The organism is Streptomyces sp. NPDC045778 (genome assembly GCF_056431945.1).
This window is the reverse complement of sequence record NZ_JBWKJZ010000001.1, coordinates 197,860-215,438: the sequence shown is the minus strand read 5'-3', so window position 1 is coordinate 215,438 and position 17,579 is coordinate 197,860. Positions and strand designations below refer to the sequence as shown.

The 17,579-nt window shown below is 73.5% G+C and carries 19 protein-coding genes; 11 read left to right on the top strand and 8 right to left on the bottom strand.

What is annotated here, in order from left to right; genetic code table 11:
* The first annotated feature begins 97 nt into the window (after positions 1 to 97).
* The 5 genes from AC07GB_RS00975 (at position 98) to AC07GB_RS00955 (ending at position 5,407) form a co-directional block, all read left to right on the top strand.
* Positions 98 to 1,099: an ABC transporter permease gene (locus AC07GB_RS00975; RefSeq protein WP_478841092.1), complete on the top strand. Its 1,002-nt coding sequence runs from the start codon at positions 98 to 100 to the stop codon at positions 1,097 to 1,099.
* Positions 1,096 to 2,193 (top strand): ABC transporter ATP-binding protein, encoded by a 1,098-nt coding sequence (locus tag AC07GB_RS00970; RefSeq protein ID WP_478841091.1) that lies wholly within the window; start codon positions 1,096 to 1,098, stop codon positions 2,191 to 2,193. The genes AC07GB_RS00975 and AC07GB_RS00970 overlap by 4 nt, the downstream gene beginning before the upstream one ends.
* A 56-nt stretch (positions 2,194 to 2,249) precedes the next feature.
* On the top strand, positions 2,250 to 3,605 hold the full coding sequence (locus AC07GB_RS00965) for an ABC transporter ATP-binding protein (RefSeq protein ID WP_478841403.1): 1,356 nt from the start codon (positions 2,250 to 2,252) through the stop codon (positions 3,603 to 3,605).
* A gap of 192 nt (positions 3,606 to 3,797) precedes the next feature.
* On the top strand, positions 3,798 to 4,460 hold the full coding sequence (locus AC07GB_RS00960; RefSeq protein WP_478841090.1) for a trimeric intracellular cation channel family protein: 663 nt from the start codon (positions 3,798 to 3,800) through the stop codon (positions 4,458 to 4,460).
* An 86-nt stretch (positions 4,461 to 4,546) separates the two neighbouring features.
* A complete protein-coding gene (locus AC07GB_RS00955) occupies positions 4,547 to 5,407 on the top strand; it encodes a thioesterase family protein (RefSeq protein ID WP_478841089.1) in 861 nt (286 codons plus the stop codon).
* 127 nt (positions 5,408 to 5,534) lie between these two features.
* Here AC07GB_RS00955 and AC07GB_RS00950 read toward each other — a convergent pair whose 3' ends face one another.
* The 3 genes from AC07GB_RS00950 to AC07GB_RS00940 all read right to left on the bottom strand — a co-directional run bounded on the left by AC07GB_RS00950 (position 5,535) and on the right by AC07GB_RS00940 (position 8,175).
* A complete protein-coding gene (locus AC07GB_RS00950) occupies positions 5,535 to 6,590 on the bottom strand; it encodes a YeiH family protein (protein WP_478841088.1) in 1,056 nt (351 codons plus the stop codon).
* Positions 6,590 to 7,165: a cysteine dioxygenase family protein gene (locus AC07GB_RS00945; RefSeq protein ID WP_478841087.1), complete on the bottom strand. Its 576-nt coding sequence runs from the start codon at positions 7,163 to 7,165 to the stop codon at positions 6,590 to 6,592. Before AC07GB_RS00945 ends, AC07GB_RS00950 begins: the two co-directional genes overlap by 1 nt.
* A gap of 104 nt (positions 7,166 to 7,269) precedes the next feature.
* Positions 7,270 to 8,175, bottom strand: coding sequence for a LysR family transcriptional regulator (locus tag AC07GB_RS00940; protein ID WP_478841086.1), 906 nt, complete (start codon positions 8,173 to 8,175; stop codon positions 7,270 to 7,272).
* Positions 8,176 to 8,375: 200 nt separating this feature from the next.
* Between AC07GB_RS00940 and AC07GB_RS00935 the strand changes: the two genes are divergently transcribed.
* A complete protein-coding gene (locus AC07GB_RS00935; protein ID WP_478841085.1) occupies positions 8,376 to 9,371 on the top strand; it encodes a helix-turn-helix transcriptional regulator in 996 nt (331 codons plus the stop codon).
* On the opposite strand, the gene AC07GB_RS00930 is transcribed toward AC07GB_RS00935, so the two are convergent.
* Both AC07GB_RS00930 and AC07GB_RS00925 read right to left on the bottom strand, forming a co-directional pair.
* A complete protein-coding gene (locus AC07GB_RS00930) occupies positions 9,365 to 10,231 on the bottom strand; it encodes an alpha/beta fold hydrolase (protein WP_478841084.1) in 867 nt (288 codons plus the stop codon). The two genes, AC07GB_RS00935 and AC07GB_RS00930, sit on opposite strands and share 7 nt — an antisense overlap.
* Positions 10,232 to 10,290: 59 nt before the next feature.
* A complete protein-coding gene (locus AC07GB_RS00925; RefSeq protein WP_478841083.1) occupies positions 10,291 to 10,944 on the bottom strand; it encodes a TetR family transcriptional regulator in 654 nt (217 codons plus the stop codon).
* Positions 10,945 to 11,054: 110 nt separating this feature from the next.
* Between AC07GB_RS00925 and AC07GB_RS00920 the strand changes: the two genes are divergently transcribed.
* The 3 genes from AC07GB_RS00920 to AC07GB_RS00910 all read left to right on the top strand — a co-directional run bounded on the left by AC07GB_RS00920 (position 11,055) and on the right by AC07GB_RS00910 (position 12,915).
* Positions 11,055 to 11,207, top strand: a complete 153-nt coding sequence (locus AC07GB_RS00920) for a hypothetical protein (RefSeq protein ID WP_478841082.1) — start codon at positions 11,055 to 11,057, stop codon at positions 11,205 to 11,207.
* Positions 11,208 to 11,440: 233 nt separating this feature from the next.
* Positions 11,441 to 11,659, top strand: coding sequence for a DUF4190 domain-containing protein (locus AC07GB_RS00915; protein WP_478841402.1), 219 nt, complete (start codon positions 11,441 to 11,443; stop codon positions 11,657 to 11,659).
* Positions 11,660 to 11,745: 86 nt separating this feature from the next.
* Entirely contained in the window at positions 11,746 to 12,915 is a 1,170-nt protein-coding gene (locus tag AC07GB_RS00910; RefSeq protein WP_478841081.1) for a cysteine desulfurase family protein, read from the top strand.
* Positions 12,916 to 12,994: 79 nt separating this feature from the next.
* On the opposite strand, the gene AC07GB_RS00905 is transcribed toward AC07GB_RS00910, so the two are convergent.
* Positions 12,995 to 13,711: an N-acetylmuramoyl-L-alanine amidase gene (locus AC07GB_RS00905; RefSeq protein ID WP_478841080.1), complete on the bottom strand. Its 717-nt coding sequence runs from the start codon at positions 13,709 to 13,711 to the stop codon at positions 12,995 to 12,997.
* Between the two features lie 61 nt (positions 13,712 to 13,772).
* On the opposite strand from AC07GB_RS00905, the gene mnmA reads away from it, so the two are divergent.
* Positions 13,773 to 14,909, top strand: a complete 1,137-nt coding sequence (mnmA, locus tag AC07GB_RS00900) for a tRNA 2-thiouridine(34) synthase MnmA (protein ID WP_478841079.1) — start codon at positions 13,773 to 13,775, stop codon at positions 14,907 to 14,909.
* 90 nt (positions 14,910 to 14,999) lie between these two features.
* Here the strand turns inward: mnmA and AC07GB_RS00895 are convergent, their stop codons facing one another.
* A complete protein-coding gene (locus tag AC07GB_RS00895; protein ID WP_478841078.1) occupies positions 15,000 to 15,980 on the bottom strand; it encodes an NADP-dependent oxidoreductase in 981 nt (326 codons plus the stop codon).
* 138 nt (positions 15,981 to 16,118) lie between these two features.
* Between AC07GB_RS00895 and AC07GB_RS00890 the strand changes: the two genes are divergently transcribed.
* The gene (locus AC07GB_RS00890) at positions 16,119 to 17,210 is read left to right on the top strand and encodes a GlxA family transcriptional regulator (RefSeq protein WP_478841077.1); all 1,092 of its coding nucleotides are present in this window, start codon (positions 16,119 to 16,121) and stop codon (positions 17,208 to 17,210) included.
* Here AC07GB_RS00890 and AC07GB_RS00885 read toward each other — a convergent pair.
* On the bottom strand, positions 17,177 to 17,512 hold the full coding sequence (locus AC07GB_RS00885; protein ID WP_478841076.1) for a DUF427 domain-containing protein: 336 nt from the start codon (positions 17,510 to 17,512) through the stop codon (positions 17,177 to 17,179). The genes AC07GB_RS00890 and AC07GB_RS00885 overlap by 34 nt on opposite strands.
* Positions 17,513 to 17,579 lie beyond the last annotated feature (67 nt).

Below are 17,579 nucleotides of genomic sequence, written 5' to 3'. Positions count from 1 at the left end.
CACCCCCCAGAAGGACAAGGAACCCCCCCCCCCCCCCCCCCCCCCCCCCCCCCCCCCCCCGCCCCCCCCCCCCCCCCCCCCCCCCGGGCCGCGCACAGTGCTTGCTTACCTCATCCGGCGCCTGATCGCCGTCATCATCATGGTGCTGGTCGTACTGCTCGCGACCTTCACCGTCTTCTTCATGCTGCCCAAGTGGGCTGGACAGGACATCGCCGTCCTCTTCGCCGGCAAGCAGGCCGGAGCCGAGCAGCTCGCCGGCATCCGGACCAAGCTGGGTCTCGACGACCCGCTGATCGTCCAGTTCTGGGACTTCATCAAGGGCATCCCGCTGGGCCGGGACTACGCCAACGGCAGCGACGTCACGCACTGCCCGGCGCCCTGCTTCGGCTACTCCTTCCGCACCGAGGCGCCCGTCTGGGAGACCCTCAAGGACGCCCTGCCCGTGACCGGCGCGCTCGCCGCCGGCGCCTGTGTGCTGTGGCTCGCCGCCGGTGTCGCCACCGGTGTGGTCTCCGCGCTCAAGCGGGGCACCGTCTGGGACCGCGCCGCGATGACCACCGCCCTCGGCGGCGTCTCGCTGCCCGTCTTCTTCACCGGCATGGTCGCGATGGGCATCTTCGTCCACAACCTGGGCTGGGTGAAGATCGCCGACAGCCTCTCCACGGACGACAGCATCGACGTCTGGTTCCAGACCCTGATCCTGCCGTGGATCGTGCTCGCCTTCCTCAACGCCGCGATGTACGCGCGCCTCACCCGCGCCACCATGATGGAGGTCCTCGGCGAGGACTACATCCGCACCGCGCGCGCCAAGGGCCTCGGCGAGTCCGTCGTCATCCGCAGACACGCCCTGCGCTCCGCGATGACACCGATCCTCACCGTCTTCGGACTCGACCTCGGCGTCCTCATGGGCGGCGCCGTGCTCACCGAGTCCACCTTCAACCTTCCGGGCCTCGGCCTCGAAGCGGTCAGGGCCATCAGCAGCAAGGACCTGCCCGTGATCCTCGGCGTCACCTTGTGCGCGGCCCTCGCCATCGCCGTCGCCAACCTCGTCGTGGACCTTCTGTACGCCGTCATTGACCCGCGAGTGAGGCTGGGATGACCGAACTGAGCAAGAGCGGTGCCGCGGTGGGCGAGCCCACCACCGGTTCCGCGGCACCCACCGCCTTCCTCGAGGTCCGCGACCTCAAGGTGCACTTCCCCACCGACGACGGCCTGGTGAAGTCCGTCGACGGACTGACCTTCTCCCTGGAGAAGGGCCGCACCCTCGGCATCGTCGGCGAGTCGGGATCCGGTAAGTCCGTGACCTCGCTCGGCATCCTCGGCCTGCACACGGCCGGGCAGTACGGCCGCCGCAAGCCGCAGCTGTCCGGCGAGATCTGGCTGAACGGCACCGAGCTGCTCAGCGCGCCCCCGGACCAGGTGCGCAAGCTGCGCGGCCGCGAGATGGCGATGATCTTCCAGGACCCGCTGTCCGCGCTGCACCCGTACTACTCCATCGGCAAGCAGATCACCGAGGCGTACCGGGTCCACCACGACGTGGACAAGAAGGTCGCCCGCAAGCGCGCCATCGAGATGCTCGACCGCGTCGGCATCCCGCAGCCGGACAAGCGGGTGGACTCCTACCCGCACGAGTTCTCCGGCGGCATGCGCCAGCGCGCGATGATCGCGATGGCCCTGGTCAACAACCCGGAGCTGCTGATCGCCGACGAGCCCACCACGGCGCTCGACGTGACGGTCCAGGCCCAGATCCTGGACCTGATCAGGGACTTGCAGAAGGAGTTCGGCTCCGCGGTCATCATGATCACCCACGACCTGGGCGTCGTGGCGGAGATGGCCGACGAGCTGCTCGTGATGTACGGCGGGCGCTGCGTCGAGCGCGGCTCGGCCCAGGAGGTCTTCTACGAGCCCCAGCACCCCTACACCTGGGGCCTGCTCGGCTCGATGCCGCGCATCGACCGCGAGGAGACCGAGCGCCTCGTCCCGGTCAAGGGCTCCCCGCCCAGCCTCATCAACCTGCCGAGCGGCTGTGCCTTCAACCCGCGGTGCCCCTACGCCGACGTGCCCAAGGACAACATCACGCGGACAAAGCGCCCGGAGTTGACCGAGGTCGGCTCCGGCCACTTCTCGGCCTGCCACATGTCGCGCGAGGAGCGCACCCGGATCTGGACCGAAGAGATTGCGCCGAAGCTGTGACCGAGAAACGTGACGTGGCGCGGGACGAAGCCGCCGTGGCAGAGAAAGCCGAACAGATGACGATCCCGGAGCAGACGAAGAAGCCGTCGGATGTGAAGTCCGGGGAGACGCTGCTCAAGGTCGAGGGCCTGGTCAAGCACTTCCCCATCAAGAAGGGGCTGCTCCAGCGCCAGGTGGCGGCCGTGCAGGCCGTCGACGGCCTCACCTTCGACGTGCGCTCCGGCGAAACCCTCGGCGTCGTCGGCGAGTCCGGCTGCGGCAAGTCGACCATGGGCCGGCTCATCACGCGGCTGCTCGAACCCACCAGCGGGCGGGTGGAGTTCGAGGGCGTGGACATCACCCACCTGGGCACCGCGCGGATGCGCCCGCTGCGCCGCGACGTCCAGATGATCTTCCAGGACCCGTACTCCTCGCTGAACCCGCGCCACACCATCGGCACGATCGTGGGCGCGCCGTTCAAGCTCCAGGGCGTCAAGCCCGAGGGCGGCCTGAAGAAGACCGTCCAGGAGATGCTGGAGCGCGTCGGCCTCAACCCGGAGCACTACAACCGCTACCCGCACGAATTCTCCGGCGGTCAGCGCCAGCGCATCGGCATCGCCCGGGCGCTCGCGCTCAAGCCGAAGCTGGTGGTGGCCGACGAGCCCGTCTCCGCCCTCGACGTCTCCATCCAGGCGCAGGTCGTCAACCTCCTCGACGACCTCCAGGACGAGCTGGGCCTGACCTACGTGATCATCGCGCACGACCTGTCGGTCATCCGGCACGTGTCCGACCGGATCGCGGTGATGTACCTCGGCAAGATGGTGGAGCTGGCGGACCGCAAGGACCTCTACACCAAGCCGATGCACCCGTACACCAAGGCGCTCCTGTCCGCGGTGCCGGTGCCCGACCCCAAGCGGCGCGGCACCAAGAGCGAGCGCATCCTGCTGCGCGGCGACGTGCCCTCGCCGATCGACCCGCCCACCGGTTGCCGCTTCCACACGCGCTGCTGGAAGGCGACGGAGATCTGCGCGGTCAAGGAGCCGCCGTTCCTCACGCTCGAACCCGGCCACCAGGTGGCCTGCCACCACCCGGAGAACGCGGCCGACCAGGCTCCCGAGGACACCAAGCTGCTGTCGGTGGCGCGGGAGGCGATCGACGTGGTGACGGTCACCACGGCGGCGGACGAGGCGGAGGCCGCGCCGGAGGCCAAGGCCGAGCCCGCGGCTGAGCCTGAGGCCGAGGCTGCGCCCGCGGCTGAGCCGGAGGCCAAGGCCGAGCCCGCGGCTGAGCCTGAGGCCGAGGCTGCGCCCAAGGCCGAGCCCGAGCCCGCGCCTGCGGCTGAGGCCGAGGAGGGCGCCGGGGCCGACGCTCCCGCCGCCAAGGAGGCCCCCGCCAAAAAGGCCGCGATCAAGAAGGCCGCCGACAAGGAGTGATCCGCCGCGTCGCGGCGGACATTCCCCGTCCGCCCGCCTCTTCTCGGGGCGGGCGGACGAGCGTTTCGAGCCCGTCCGGCGATTGAGGACGAGCGCGCAGCGCGACGCGGGCGCGGCGAAGCGGGCCGAGCGGGCAGCGGGACCCGGGCGCGCTTCGGTCGGGGGATCTCACCCGGCGGGTGAGAATGGCGCGTGCTTCAGGATTTGTTCAGCCCCTCCGTCCAGCATGCCCTGGACATCGCCGGAATCTTCGTCTTCGCGATCTCCGGCGCCCTCCTCGCCGTCCGCAAGAACTTCGACGTCTTCGGCATCGCCGTGCTCGCCGAGGTCACCGCGCTGGGCGGCGGACTCTTCCGGGACCTGGTGATCGGCGCGGTGCCGCCCGCCGCCTTCACGGACCTCGGCTACTTCCTCACCCCGCTGCTCGCCGCGCTCCTCGTGTTCTTCCTGCACCCCGTGGTCGAACGCACCCAACTCGCCGTGAACATCTTCGACGCCGCGGGCCTCGGCCTGTTCTGCGTCACCGGGACGACCAAGGCGTACGACTACGGCCTCGGCCTCACCGCGTCCGCGACGCTCGGCCTCGCCACCGCGGTGGGCGGCGGCGTGCTGCGCGACATCGTCGCCAACGAGGTGCCGTCCCTGGTCCGCTGGGACCGTGACCTGTACGCGGTGCCGGCCGTCGTGGGCGCGGCGATCGTCGCCCTGTGCCTGCGCTACGACGCCCTGAACGGCTTCACGACAGGCCTCGCGATCGTCACGGCCTTCGTGCTTCGGCTGCTCGCGATGCGCTACCACTGGCGGGCGCCCAGGGCGTGGAACCGCCGGTCCACGGCGGCCGAGGACGGCGCCTGACTGCGACTGACCGCGCTGGGCCGCGCCTGACCACGTCCGAGGGTAAAAAGCTACCGCTTAGTAGTTTCCTGTTGTACGTTGTCGGCATGGCGGAAACAGCTGCGGCGCCCGTGCCGCGCGCGACGATCGGCAACAGCGAGTTCGACCGCGACACCGAGGTCCTCGCGCGCGAACCCGGCGTCTACGACACCGAACTCTCGGCGGGCTGGACCATCATCAGCGCCGTCAACGGCGGCTACCTCCTGGCCCTCGTGGGCCGCGCGCTCGCGCACGCGCTGCCGCACTCCGACCCGTTCACGGTCTCCGCGCACTATCTGACGGCGTCCGAGCCGGGCCCCGCCGTCGTCCGTACGCAGACCGTGCGGGCGGGGCGCGGCCTGTCGACGGGGCAGGCGTCCCTGTACCAGGTGGAGGGCGGGCGCGAGGTCGAGCGGCTGCGCGTCGTCGCCTCGTACGGCGACCTCGACGCGCTGCCCGACGACGTGCGCACCTCGGCGCTGCCGCCCGCCTTGCCGCCGGTCGAGCAGTGCTTCGGCCCCGACGACGCGCCCGACCTCGGCGCGGTGCCGGGCAGCTCCGCGATCGCCGACCGGCTGTGGCTGAAGCTCGACCCGGCGACGCTCGGGTGGGCGCTTGGCGCGCCGTCCGGGAAGGGCGAGATGCGCGGCTGGTTCGGCCTGGCGGACGGGCGTGACCCGGATCCGCTGTCGCTGCTCCTCGCGGTGGACGCGCTGCCGCCGACGGCGTTCGAGATGGGGCTCTCCGGGTGGGTGCCGACCATCGAGCTGACGGCCCACATCCGGGCCAGGCCCGCGCCCGGGCCGCTGCGGGTCTCCATCACCACGCGCAATCTGGCCGGAGGGTTCCTGGAGGAGGACGCGGAGGTCTGGGACACGGCCGACCGCCTGGTGGCCCAGTCCCGCCAACTGGCGAGGGTCCGCGTCTGACCGCCCTGCCGGTCCGCAGGCGACCTCGCTGTGAGCAGTCGTCCCGCGGGGCGGGACGGGTGGGCACAGCGCCGAGGTGCCGCGCAACCGCTCCACCAGGTCCTTGCCCCGCCCTGGCGGGAGAGCCTCACGCCGTCAGGCAGACCCCCGCGTACGACACCCCGGCCACCACCACCCACGCGCACAGCCCCACCAGGGCCACCCGGCCCCCCGTGCGGGCCAGCGACCGCAGGTCCACCGCGCTGCCGAGGCCGAAGAGAGCAGCCCCGAGGAGCAGTTCCTGGGCGAGGGCGGCCGTGTCGAGGGCGGCCCCGGGGAGGAAGCCCGTACTGCGGACGCCCACCATCACCAGGAACCCGGCGACGAAGAGCGGCACCACGGCAGGGCGCCGCTCGCCCGGCGCGGCCACGCCCCGGGCCCGTACGGAGACGGCGACCGCGGCGACGAGCGGCGCGAGCACGGCCACCCGCATCAGCTTCACGAGCACGCCCTCACCGAGCGCGCCGCCCCCGGCGGTCTGCGCGGTCGCCACGACCTGCCCCACGTCGTGCACGCTGGCCCCGACCCACCGTCCGAACTCCGCGTCGGTGAGCCCCAACGGCGCCTGGAGCAGCGGAAGTACGGCGATCGCGAGCGTGCCGCACAGCGTGACGACGGCCACGGACACGGCCGTGTCGCGCTCCTCGCTCTTCGACACGTCACCGACCGCGCCGATCGCGGACGCGCCGCAGATCGAGTAGCCGGTGGCGATGAGCAGGGGCTGGTCGCCGGGGAGCCCGAGCCTGCGGCCGAGCCACCACGTGCCGAAGAAGGTGGCGGCCACCGTCACGAGCACCATCGCGACGGTCTGCCAGCCGACGCCGAGTACGTCGTCCAGGCTGAGCTTCAGGCCGAGGAGTACGACACCGACGCGCATCAGGCGCTTCGCCGCGAAGGTGAGCCCGGCCTTGGCCGGGCCGCGTACCCACGCGCGCGTACCGGGCACGTGCGCGGCGAGCAGACCGAGCAGGATGGCGACGGTCAGCATCGGCACACCGGGCACCAGCCGGTGCGTCAGCCAGGCGAGCGCCACCGCGGCCGCGGCGAGGGCGAGCCCCGGCCAGGGACCGGGCGCGGACGCGGGCCCGGCGGCGGGCGCGGCGGCGGGCGCGGCCTTCGCCGGGCGCTGGCCGAGCAGCGCCATCAGCGGTCGGCCGGCAGGTCGTACACCCGCCGCACGCTGGTGCCGAGCCGGGAGATGTCCGCGCCGTAGACGTGCAGGGATATCGCACGCCGCGCGCCCGCGTTCCACACCCGGTGGATGTCACCGGGGGGCGCGAAGCCGCACACCGCGCCGGTGGGGTTCACGACGTCCTCGGTGGCGATGAGCCGCGCGGACGTGCCGGGCCCGGCCGCGGGCACGAGCCGGTAGCGCCGCTCGTGCTCCTCGCCCTCGTGCACACCGGTCACGCACCAGGAGACGTGGTCGTGCACGGACGTGCGCTGGCCCGGCATCCAGACGAGCGCGACGACGGAGAAGCTCCCGTCGGCCTCCGCGTGCAGCAGGTGCTGGCGGTAGCGGTCGGGGTCGCCCTCGCACTGCTCGGGGGTGAGCAGGCCGTCCGCGCCGAGGTGCGGCGCGAGCCGCTCGCCGACGAGGTAGGCGGTCAGGTCCGGCGGCAGACCGCGGCCGACGGCCTCGCGGATGTCGGCGACGAGTGCGTCGGTCCGCTCGGTCGTGCGGGCCGGAGGAGCGTGGTGAGCGGTGGGGGTGGTCATACTCGCAGCGTCGACCCGCACCATCCATCACGTCCAACGACAGTTTCTTCGCGTCGGGCTAAAAACTGCTTATGGATGGCGGAGCCGATGGTCGGGTTCCGCGGTCAGCAGCCCATCCGGTTCGCCGCCACCGCCTTCAGCTCGTCCAGGACGAGCGCCGTCGCGGGGATCCTCAGGTGCTCGCGCAGGACGTACGCGGACACCTGCCGGCGCGACGCCGGGTCCAGGGGGCGGCCCGTGACGGAGCGGTGGCACAGGAAGTTGAGGACGAGCCCCGGCATCATCGCGATGCCGAGCCCTTCGGAGACGAGGCTCTGGATGACCAGGTTGTCGTCGGTGGTGAAGGCGATGTCGGGCGTGAAGCCCTGCTCGGCGCACTCGTGCAGGAAGTTGGCGCGGCAGCGCAGGCACCCGGCGATCCAGCGCTCGTCGGACAGGTCGGCCAGGCGCACCGAGCGGCGCCTGGCGAGCGGGTGCCCGCTCGGCAGCAGGACCGTCAACTGGTCCTCCATCAGCGGTACTTCGACGACCTCGTCCGGCACGTCCTCGCGCAGGCCGGGGTAGGTGAAGGCCAGCGTGATGTCGGCGTCCCCGTGCACGAGGCGCTGGAGCGACTCCGGCGGCTCGTACTCCTGGAGTTCGACGCGGATGCCGGGGTGGCCGCGGGCGAGCCGGGCGAGTGCTTCCGGTATCAGCGTGGCGGTGGCGCTGGGGAACGCGCAGAGCCGGACGCGGCCGGTGCGCAGGCGCGTGATCGCGTTCATCTGCTGCTGGGCGGCGTCGATGTTGCCGAGGATGACTCCCGCGTGCCGGGACAGCGCCTCGCCCGCCTCGGTCAGGCGCATGCGGCGCCCGACGCGGGTGAACAGGACCGTGCCCACCGACCGTTCGAGCGCTTTCATCTGCTGGGTGATCGCGGGCTGCGTATAGCCGAGCGAGCGGGCCGCTGCCGAGTACGAGCCGGTGCGGACCACTTCGTGGAAGGACCTGATGTGCCGGGAGTCGAACACCCCCGAATCATAAGCAGGATTTGGGAAGAGCTGAGGAGTGTTTCCCGTCGCTTCTGGATCCGGCGCGCGCCGCGCGGGTGGGGCGCGCGGCCGCACGGAGCGGGCCGGGGCGCGTGGGGCGTGCGGCGCGGGGCGCCCGGTGTGCCGCGGGCGCGGGCCGCGCGTGGGGTCCTGGCGGGGGCTGCGCGATCCTTGTGCCCGTGAAGTCCGACCGGCTCCTTTCGATCCTGCTGCTCCTCCAGACCCGGGGGCGGGTGCCCGCGCACGAGCTGGCCGAGCGCCTGGAGGTGTCCGTCCGCACCATCTACCGCGACGTCGAGGCGCTGTCCGCGTCCGGCGTCCCGGTGTACGCCGAGCGCGGGCGGCACGGCGGCATCTCCCTGCTGCCCGGCTACCGCACGGACGTCACGGGGCTCACCGCCGACGAGTCCCGCGCGCTGTTCCTGCTCGCCGCCCGGGGCGCGCACGAGGACCTCGGCCTGGACGCCGCGCTCGGCTCGGCCCTGCGCAAGGTGATGGCGGCGCTGCCCGCACCGCACCGGCCCGCCGCCGAGCTGACGAGCCGTCGCGTCCTGGTGGATGCGGAGCGCTGGACGCGCGGGCCGGGCGCGGGCCTGCCCGTGGACCACCTCGGGGTGCTCCAGGACGCCGTCTTCGCCGACCGCCGGCTGCGCGTGCGCTACCGGCACAGCGGCGCGGGCGAGCCGCGCGCCTACACCCTCGATCCGTACGGCCTGGTGTCCAAGGCGGGCGTCTGGTACCTGGTCGCCGACCGGAGCGGCAAGCCGGGGCTCTACCGCGCCGACCGGGTGCGTGCCGCCCAGCTGACGGACGAGCCGGTCAGGCGCCGGGCGGGGGTGGAACTCGCCGAGGTCTGGGAGGAGCTGAAGCGGCGGGTGGAGCGGCGCGCGGGCGGCGTCGAGGTGACCGTGCGGGTGCGCCGCGAGCGCTACGAGCAGTTCCTGCGACTCCACGCGGGCACGCTCACGGGGGTCGTCGAGGGCTCCGCAGACGACGCGGCCGACGCGGCCGACGGTGCGGGGGAATGGGTCACCGTCCTGCTCGAACTGGAGGCGGTGGGCGCGGCGCGCATGCTGCTGCCCTTCGCCGCCTCCGTGGAGGTCGTGTCACCTCCGGAGGTGCGCGAAGACTTGGCGCGGGCCGCCACGGCCGTCACTGACCTCTACCGTCAGTGAGATCCGGAGAGGCCCGCGTCCAGGAAACGACCGAGCAGTCCTGTGAGTTCCGCCGGTGCGTCCTCCTGTACGAGATGTCCCGCTCCCTCGACGAGGCGCAGCTCGGCGCCGGGGATCAGCCCGGCAAGCTCGTGGCCGCGCGCCACCGGGATCCAGGTGTCCTCGGTGCCCCAGCAGATGAGCACGGGCGGCTCCACCTCGCCGTACCGGCCCTGGATCTCGTCGGTGAAGCGCTGGTCGTTCTGCTCGATCTGGCGGTAGAACGCGGGCCTGCCCGCCTCGGTGCACCAGGGCGCGACGAGGCGGTCCAGGACGGCCGGGTGCAGCCCGCGGTGGCTCGCGGAGCCGACGTACTCCCGCACCAGCGCCTCGTGCAGCGCGGGCGGCAGCTGTCCGAACACCTCGGCGTGCGCGCCGAGCAGCCGGTACGTGGGGGAGCCCCAGGGCGCGAGGGCCACCGGGTCGACGAGGGCGAGGCGGGCGTAGCGGGCGCCGTGCAGGAGGTGGGCGCGCAGCGCGACGCAGCCGCCGAAGTCGTGGGCGACGACGGCGGGGCGCCGCGCGCCGTCGAGGCCCCAGTGGGCGAGCAGTTCGGTGAGCACGCGGCCCTGCGCGGCGAGCGACACGTCCTGCCCTGCGCGCATCTCCGAGGCGCCGTACCCGGGCAGGTCCCACACGTACACGCGGTGCTCGCGCGCGAGGGCCCTGGCGATGCCCCGCCACACGTACGAGGAGAAGGGCGTGCCGTGGACGAGGACGACGGGGGCGGCGTCCTCGGGGCCGAGGGCCGCCCAGCGGACGGCTCCGGACGAGGAGGCGAAGGACTGGTCGAGGGGCCAGTCGACGTGCGTGTGCGTCATGGGTGTCGAGGCTAGTTGCCCCTTACCGGCGTGTCGAGGGGTGCGGGCGCGCGCCCGGCTCAGGCGCTGTCCGCCGGCGCGTCGAGCCAGTGCCCGCGACCGAGCCCCACCAGGCGCAGCTGGCTGCGGGCCGTGGCGGTGACCTCGGCGGCGGCGTCGGCGGTGTCGGTCTCCAGGAGCGCGGAGGCCGTCATCACCATGTGGTCCACGTACATCCGCGCGAGCATCAGGAGGTCGCCCTCGCTCCAGCCCGCCGCCTCCGGCTCGCGGGCGAACTGCGCCGCCACCTCCCGCGCGAACAGCGCGAGCTGGCCTCCGATGGCCTCCCGCACGGCCTTCACGCCGCCGTGCCGCTCCCGTGCGATGAAGCGCACGTGCGCGGGGTACGCGCGTACGTAGGACGCGATCAACTCCACAGCGCCCGCGATGCGTTCCTCGCCGTCCCCGGTGGCCGCGAGCATCGCCGCGAGGGTCGTGTGCAGGCTGCCCAGGGCCTCTTCGACGAGCGCCACGCCCAGGTCGGCCGTGTCGCGGAAGTGCCGGTAGAAGGCGGTGGGCGCCACGCCCACGGCGCGCGTGACCTCGCGCAGGCCGAGGCTGGAGAGGCTCTGCTCCTCCAGCAGCCGCAGGGCGGCGTCCAGGAGGGCCTGCCGGGTCCTCTGCTTCTGGGCCTGCCGGGTGCCGGCGGGGCGGTCGCCGAGGGTGTGACTCATGCCATGCAGTTAACAACTGTTCTCCGAGTTTTGGTAGCCGGGAGGCGAGTAGACTCATAAGTCAGTGAACAGTTGTAACCACAAGCGTTCACCGAAGGGAGGCGTTCCCCATGCTGTTCCTCGTCGCCGCACTTCTGCTGCTCGGCGTCGCCCTGGGCACCGTCGCGCACGTCCCGCTGTCCCTCACGGTCGTCATGGCCACGGTCATCGGGCTGTGGCTCCTGGTCTTCGCGGTGCGCGAGCGCCACGCGCGCCACCGCTGACGCGGCGCGAGCCCGTCACCTGTCCCGTACGACATCCGCCTCACCTTGAGGAGTCGCACACCATGCACCTCACCGCGCTGAAGCCGTCCGCGAAGCCGCACGAGGAGCCGTACGAGGAGCCTGCGGCGGACCCGTCCGACGACGCCTTCGCCGGGTCGGCCACCGAGCCGTCCGGCGACGCCTTCGCCGAACCGGCCGGCACGCGGCCCGTCGGGCGCCGGGACACCGACGGCATGGCCGTCGCCTCCTTCGTCCTCGGCCTGCTCGGCCTGCTCGTGCTGAACGTCGTGCTCGGCCCGGTCGCGATCGCGCTCGCCTGCGTCGCCCTGTGGCGGGGCACCGCCCGGCGCGGCCGCGCGCTGCTCGGACTCGGGCTCGGCGTCGCCGACCTCGTGGTTCTGGCCGCGCTCGTCTCCGCCGACGGCACGGTCTCCTGGAGCCTGGCGGGCTGACCCGGCGCGAGCGCGGCGGAGCACGGCCGGGACAGGGGCCACCGGGGTCCGGGCGCCCGGGCGCGGCTCGTAGAATCGTGCCCACCATGGCCTACCTCGACCACGCCGCGACCACGCCCATGCTTCCCGAGGCGATCGCGGCGATGACCGCGCAGCTCGCCGTCACCGGTAACGCCTCCTCGCTGCACGCGGCAGGCCGCCGGGCGCGGCGCACCGTCGAGGAGTCCCGCGAGACGCTCGCCGACGCGCTCGGCGCCCGCCCCAGCGAGGTGGTGTTCACCTCCGGCGGCACGGAGGCCGACAACCTCGCGGTGAAGGGCCTCTATTGGGCGCGCCGCGCCGCCGACCCGGCCCGCACCCGCGTCCTCGCCAGCCCCGTCGAGCACCACGCCGTCCTCGACGCCGTCGACTGGCTCGGCGAGCACGAGGGCGCCACCGTCGAATATCTGCCCGTCGACGCGCACGGGCGCGTGCACCCCGACGCGCTCCGCGAGGCCATCGCCCGCGACCCCGGCAGCGTCGCCCTCGCCACCGTCATGTGGGCCAACAACGAGATCGGCACCCTCCAGCCGGTGCGCGGCCTCGCCGACGTCTGCGCCGAGTTCGACGTGCCGCTGCACGCCGACGCCGTGCAGGCCTTCGGCCAGGTGCCCGTCGACTTCGGCGCCTCCGGGCTCGCCGCGATGACCGTCTCCGGCCACAAGGTCGGCGGGCCCTACGGCATCGGCGCGCTGCTGCTCGGGCGGGCCTACAGCCCCGTGCCCGTGCTGCACGGCGGCGGCCAGGAGCGGCACGTGCGCTCCGGCACGCTCGACGTGCCCGCCGTCGCCGCCTTCGCCGTGGCCGGGCGGCTCGCCGCCGAGCGCCGCGCGTGGTTCGCCCGCGAGGTCGGGGCACTCCGCGACGACCTGGTCGCCGCCGTGCGCGCCGCCGTCCCCGACGCGATCCTCGGCGGCGATCCGGACCCCGCGGGCCGCCTGCCCGCCAACGCCCACTTCACCTTCCCCGGCTGCGAGGGCGACTCGCTCCTGCTGCTCCTGGACGCGCAGGGCATCGAGTGCTCGACCGGCTCGGCCTGCACCGCGGGCGTCGCCCAGCCCAGCCACGTCCTGCTCGCCACCGGCACCGACCCCGACCTCGCGCGCGGCACGCTGCGCTTCTCGCTCGGCCACACGTCGACGAAGGCGGACGTGGACGCGGTGGCGGCGGCGATCGGCCCGGCGGTGGAGCGGGCACGGACGGCGGGCCTGAGCTAGGTCCGGGCGTCAGCGGGCCTGAGCCAGGTCCGGCACCGGCACCGGCGGGTCTGAGCTGGTCCCGGTCCGCGGGCCTGGGCTAGGTCCGGTCGGCGCGCGGCCGTCTTCGCGGGGCCTCGCGGGCCGCGCGCACCAGGCGCAGATACCGGTCCCAGTCCCAGTGCGGGCCCGGGTCGGTGTGATCCGTGCCCTCGACCTCCACGTGGCCGATGATGTGCTTCCGGTCCACCGGGATGTCGTACCGCTCGCAGATGCCGGCGGTGAGCCGCGCCGAGGACGCGTACATGGCGGCGGTGAACGACGCCTTCTTGTCGACGAAGCCCTCGTGCTCGATGCCCACACTGCGCTCGTTCATGTCCCTGTCGCCCGCGTGGTAGGCCACGTCCAGCTCGCGGATCATCTGGGCGACGTGGCCGTCCTTGCGGATCACGTAGTGCGCGGCGGCGCCGTGGCCGGGGTCCTTGAAGACCCGCAGCGCCGAGGCGTACCCGCCCTGCACGACGTGGATCACCACGCGGTCGATCGCGTAGTCCGAGGGGCGGTCGGCGCGCCGCCAGTTCGCGCTGGAGGCCGCTATCCACTGCGCGCCGGGCGCGTCCACCTCGCCCTCCCTGCGCTTCTTCACCACCCCGGGCAGGCGCCACCACAGGCGCCCCAGCTCGTCCCTGGCCAGGACGGCGGCGCCGACCGCCACCGCGGCGCCGCCGACGAGCAGCGCACGACGGGCCGGCCCACGCCGGGGCTCCGGTGACGGCTGCGCGCCCCCGCTCTCGTCCTTCTCGCTCACGTCCCCCATGTGGTCGTGAACGGATACGCACCGGCGGGAGGTTCCCGCCGCCCCGTACCCTGTTAGAGCTATGACTTCGCAGACCCCGCAGCGCACCAGCCGCCCGCTCCGTGTCCTCGCCGCCATGTCCGGCGGCGTGGACTCCGCCGTCGCCGCCGCCCGCGCCGCCGAAGCCGGACACGACGTGACCGGAGTGCACCTGGCGCTCTCGGCGAACCCGCAGTCGTTCCGGACCGGCGCGCGCGGCTGCTGCACCATCGAGGACTCCCGTGACGCGCGCCGCGCCGCGGACGTCATCGGCATCCCGTTCTACGTGTGGGACCTCGCCGAGCGGTTCCGCGAGGACGTGGTCGAGGACTTCATCGCCGAGTACGAGGCGGGGCGCACGCCCAACCCGTGCCTGCGCTGCAACGAGAAGATCAAGTTCGCCGCGCTCCTGGACAAGGCGCTCGCCCTCGGCTTCGACGCGGTCTGCACCGGTCACTACGCGCAGGTGATCGTGCGCGAGGACGGCACGCGCGAGCTGCACCGCGCCTCCGACATGGCCAAGGACCAGTCGTACGTCCTCGGCGTCCTCGACGACCGGCAGCTCGCGCACGCCCTGTTCCCGCTCGGCGACACGGTCACCACGAAGGACGAGATCCGCGCGGAGGCCGAGCGCCGCGGCCTCGCGGTCGCCAAGAAGCCGGACTCCCACGACATCTGCTTCATCGCCGACGGCGACACCCAGGGCTTCCTCGCGAGCCGCCTCGGCAAGGCCGAGGGCGACATCGTGGACGAGTCCGGCGCCGTCCTCGGCACCCACGAGGGCGCGTTCGGCTTCACCATCGGCCAGCGCAAGGGCCTGCGCATCGGCACCCCCGCCCCCGACGGCAAGCCGCGCTACGTCCTCGACATCTCGCCGGTGAACAACACGGTGACGGTCGGCCCCGCCGCCGCCCTCGACGTGACCGCCCTGACGGCCGTCAAGCCCCGCTGGTGCGGCACGGCCCCCGAGGGGGCGGGCGCGTACACCGCCCAGCTGCGCGCCCACGGCGACGAGACGCCCGTCACGGCGGAGCTGGTGGACGACGAGCTGCGGGTCTCCTTCACGGAGCCGGTACGCGGCGTCGCCCCCGGCCAGGCGATCGTCCTGTACGACGGCACGCGCGTGGTGGGCTCGGCGACGATCGCCACGACGCAAAGGGCCGCGGCGACGGCCGTCTGACCCCAGGGGCGCGCTGACCGCTGCCCCCCGGGGGGGAGTGTTCACCACGCGTCGAGCCGCTGAGCGCCGCCTGAAGGGGGGCGCGGCCGGTCAGGCCACCTTGAGCACGATCTTGCCCTGGGTGCGGCCGTGCTCGCCGTAGGCGTGGGCCTCGGCCGCGTCCTTCAGGGGCAGGACCTTCGCGATCTCCGCGCGCAGCTTGCCCTCCTCCACGAGGCGGGCGATCTCCAGCATCCCGTGGCGGTCGGGCTCGACGACCGTCCAGCCGGTGTGCACGCCCAGGGCCTCGGCCCGCGCGGCGTCGGGGAGGCCGCCCGGGTCGGGAAGGGTGACCAGGTGGCCGCCACGGCGCAGCACGGGCAGCGACCGCGGGCCGTACTCGCCGCCGACCCCGTCCAGGACGACGTCCACGTCCCGCACCGCCTGCGCGAAGTCCGTCGCCGTGTAGTCGATCAGCTCGTCGGCGCCGAGCTTCCGCAGGAAGTCGTGCTTGTCCGCGCGCGCCGTCCCGATGACGTACGCGCCGTGCGCCTTGGCGATCTGCACCGCCAGGTGGCCCACGCCGCCCGCGGCCGCGTGGATCAGGACCCGCTGCCCGGCGCGCAGGCCCGCCGTCTCGATCAGGCCCTGCCAGGCCGTAAGGGCGGCCAGCGGCAGGGCAGCCGCCTGGACGTGGTCGACGGCCGCGGGCTTGCGCGCGAAGCGGCGCGCGGGCGCGGTCACGTACTCGGCGTAGCCGCCCGCCTGCTCCGGGAAGCGCGGCATGCCGAACACCTCGTCGCCCGGCTCGAAGAGCGTCACCCCGGGGCCCACGGCCTCGACGGTCCCCGAGACGTCGTAGCCGAGGATCGGCGTGTCCCCCCAGGTGCCGAACGCGCCCGTGGCGCGGGTCTTCCAGTCGACGGGGTTCACCCCCGCCGCGTGCACCTTGACCAGGATCTCGGTGAGGCCGGGCTCCGGGCGGTCCACCTCCACGGGGACCAGGACGTCGGGGGCGCCCCACGCGCGTGGGCTGACAGCGCGCATCGACGGGCGGGACGGGCGGGTCGGGCGGTCACTGGGCGAAGTCATCGATCTTGTCCTCTGCGGTAGGCGGTCACCGGATCCCCGGCGAGCGGTCACCGGATGTCCGGCGAACGCTCACCAGCGTGCGGCCCGCCGCCCCGCCGTGGTGCTGGCAGTTTGGCCATCATGTGACAGGATCTGGCCATGAGCGTGTTCACCGCACCCGACCGCCCCCACCGCGTCGCCGTCCTCGCCCTGGACGGCGTCTACTCCTTCGAGCTGGGCATCGCCCCGCGCGTCTTCGGCAACGCGGAGGACACGGCGGGAAGGCCCCTGTACGAGACCGTGGTGTGCACCGTGGACGGGCGCCCGGTGCGGACCGACGCGGGCTTCTCCGTGGCCGTCGAGCACGGCCCCGAGGCCCTCGACGACGCCGACACCGTGGTGATCCCGCCCATCCCCCCGCGCGCGGGGGCGGCGGCCGCCGACGGCCTCTCCGCGCCGCTGTCCGCCGCGCTCGCGCGGGTGCGCCCGGGCACGCGCCTGGTGTCGTTCTGCAGCGCCTCGTTCGTCCTCGCGGCGGCCGGTCTCCTGGACGGGCGGCCCGCGACCACGCACTGGCAGGTCGCCGAGCAGTTCCGGCGCGCGTTCCCGCGCGTGCGGCTCGACGAGGACGTGCTGTTCGTGGACGACGGCGACATCCTCACCTCGGCGGGCGTCGCCGCCGGCGTCGACCTGTGCCTGCACCTGGTGCGCCGCGACCACGGCAGCGCCGTCGCCAACCACGTGGCCCGGCGCTGCGTCGTCCCGCCGTGGCGCGACGGCGGACAGGCGCAGTACATCGAACGGCCCGTCCCGGAGCCCACGGTCGCCACCACGGCCCCCACGCGCGCGTGGGCGCTCGAACGCCTCCAGGAGCCTTTGACGCTCGGCGAGATGGCGGACCACGCCCGCATGAGCCTGCGCACGTTCACACGCCGGTTCCGCGACGAGGTGGGCACCACGCCGGGCCGCTGGCTCACGGCCCAGCGCATCGAGGTGGCCCGCCACCTCCTGGAGAGCAGCGACCTGCCCATCGACCTGGTGGCCCACCGCGCGGGCTTCGGCACCGCCAACTCGCTGCGCCAGCACATGCGTTCCGTGCTCGGCGTGTCACCGGCGGCGTACCGCAGGACGTTCACCGCCGTCCCGCGCCAAGAGGCCGCCCCGCGCGAAGAGGCCGTCCCGCGACAGGAGGCCGCCCCTCACGGACAGGGCGTCCCTCAGGACGCGCTCGTCACCTCCTCGGCCCCGTAGAAGCACAGGTGGTCCTTGATCCCGGCCACCTCGGCCTTGGGGTCGGGGTACGCCCACACCTGGTCCTCGCCGCCCGGCAGCGACCAGTAGGAGGCCGTGCCCTTGAACGGGCAGTACGTGTGCGTGCCGGACGGCGTGAGCAGATCGGTGCGTACGTCATCGGGCGGCAGGTAGTAGCGCACCGGGCAGCCCGTCTCGCGCAGCACCAGGGGGCGCTTGCTCTCCGCCACGACCTGCCCGTCGTGCTCCACGCGCACGTGCTGCGTGCCCTGCTCGATGGTGATGCGATGTCCTGCGGTCACGGTCGTCCCTTTCGCTGGTGTCGCCGGTGTCACCGGTGTCGCCTCGTACAGCGCGCGAGGAGGCGGA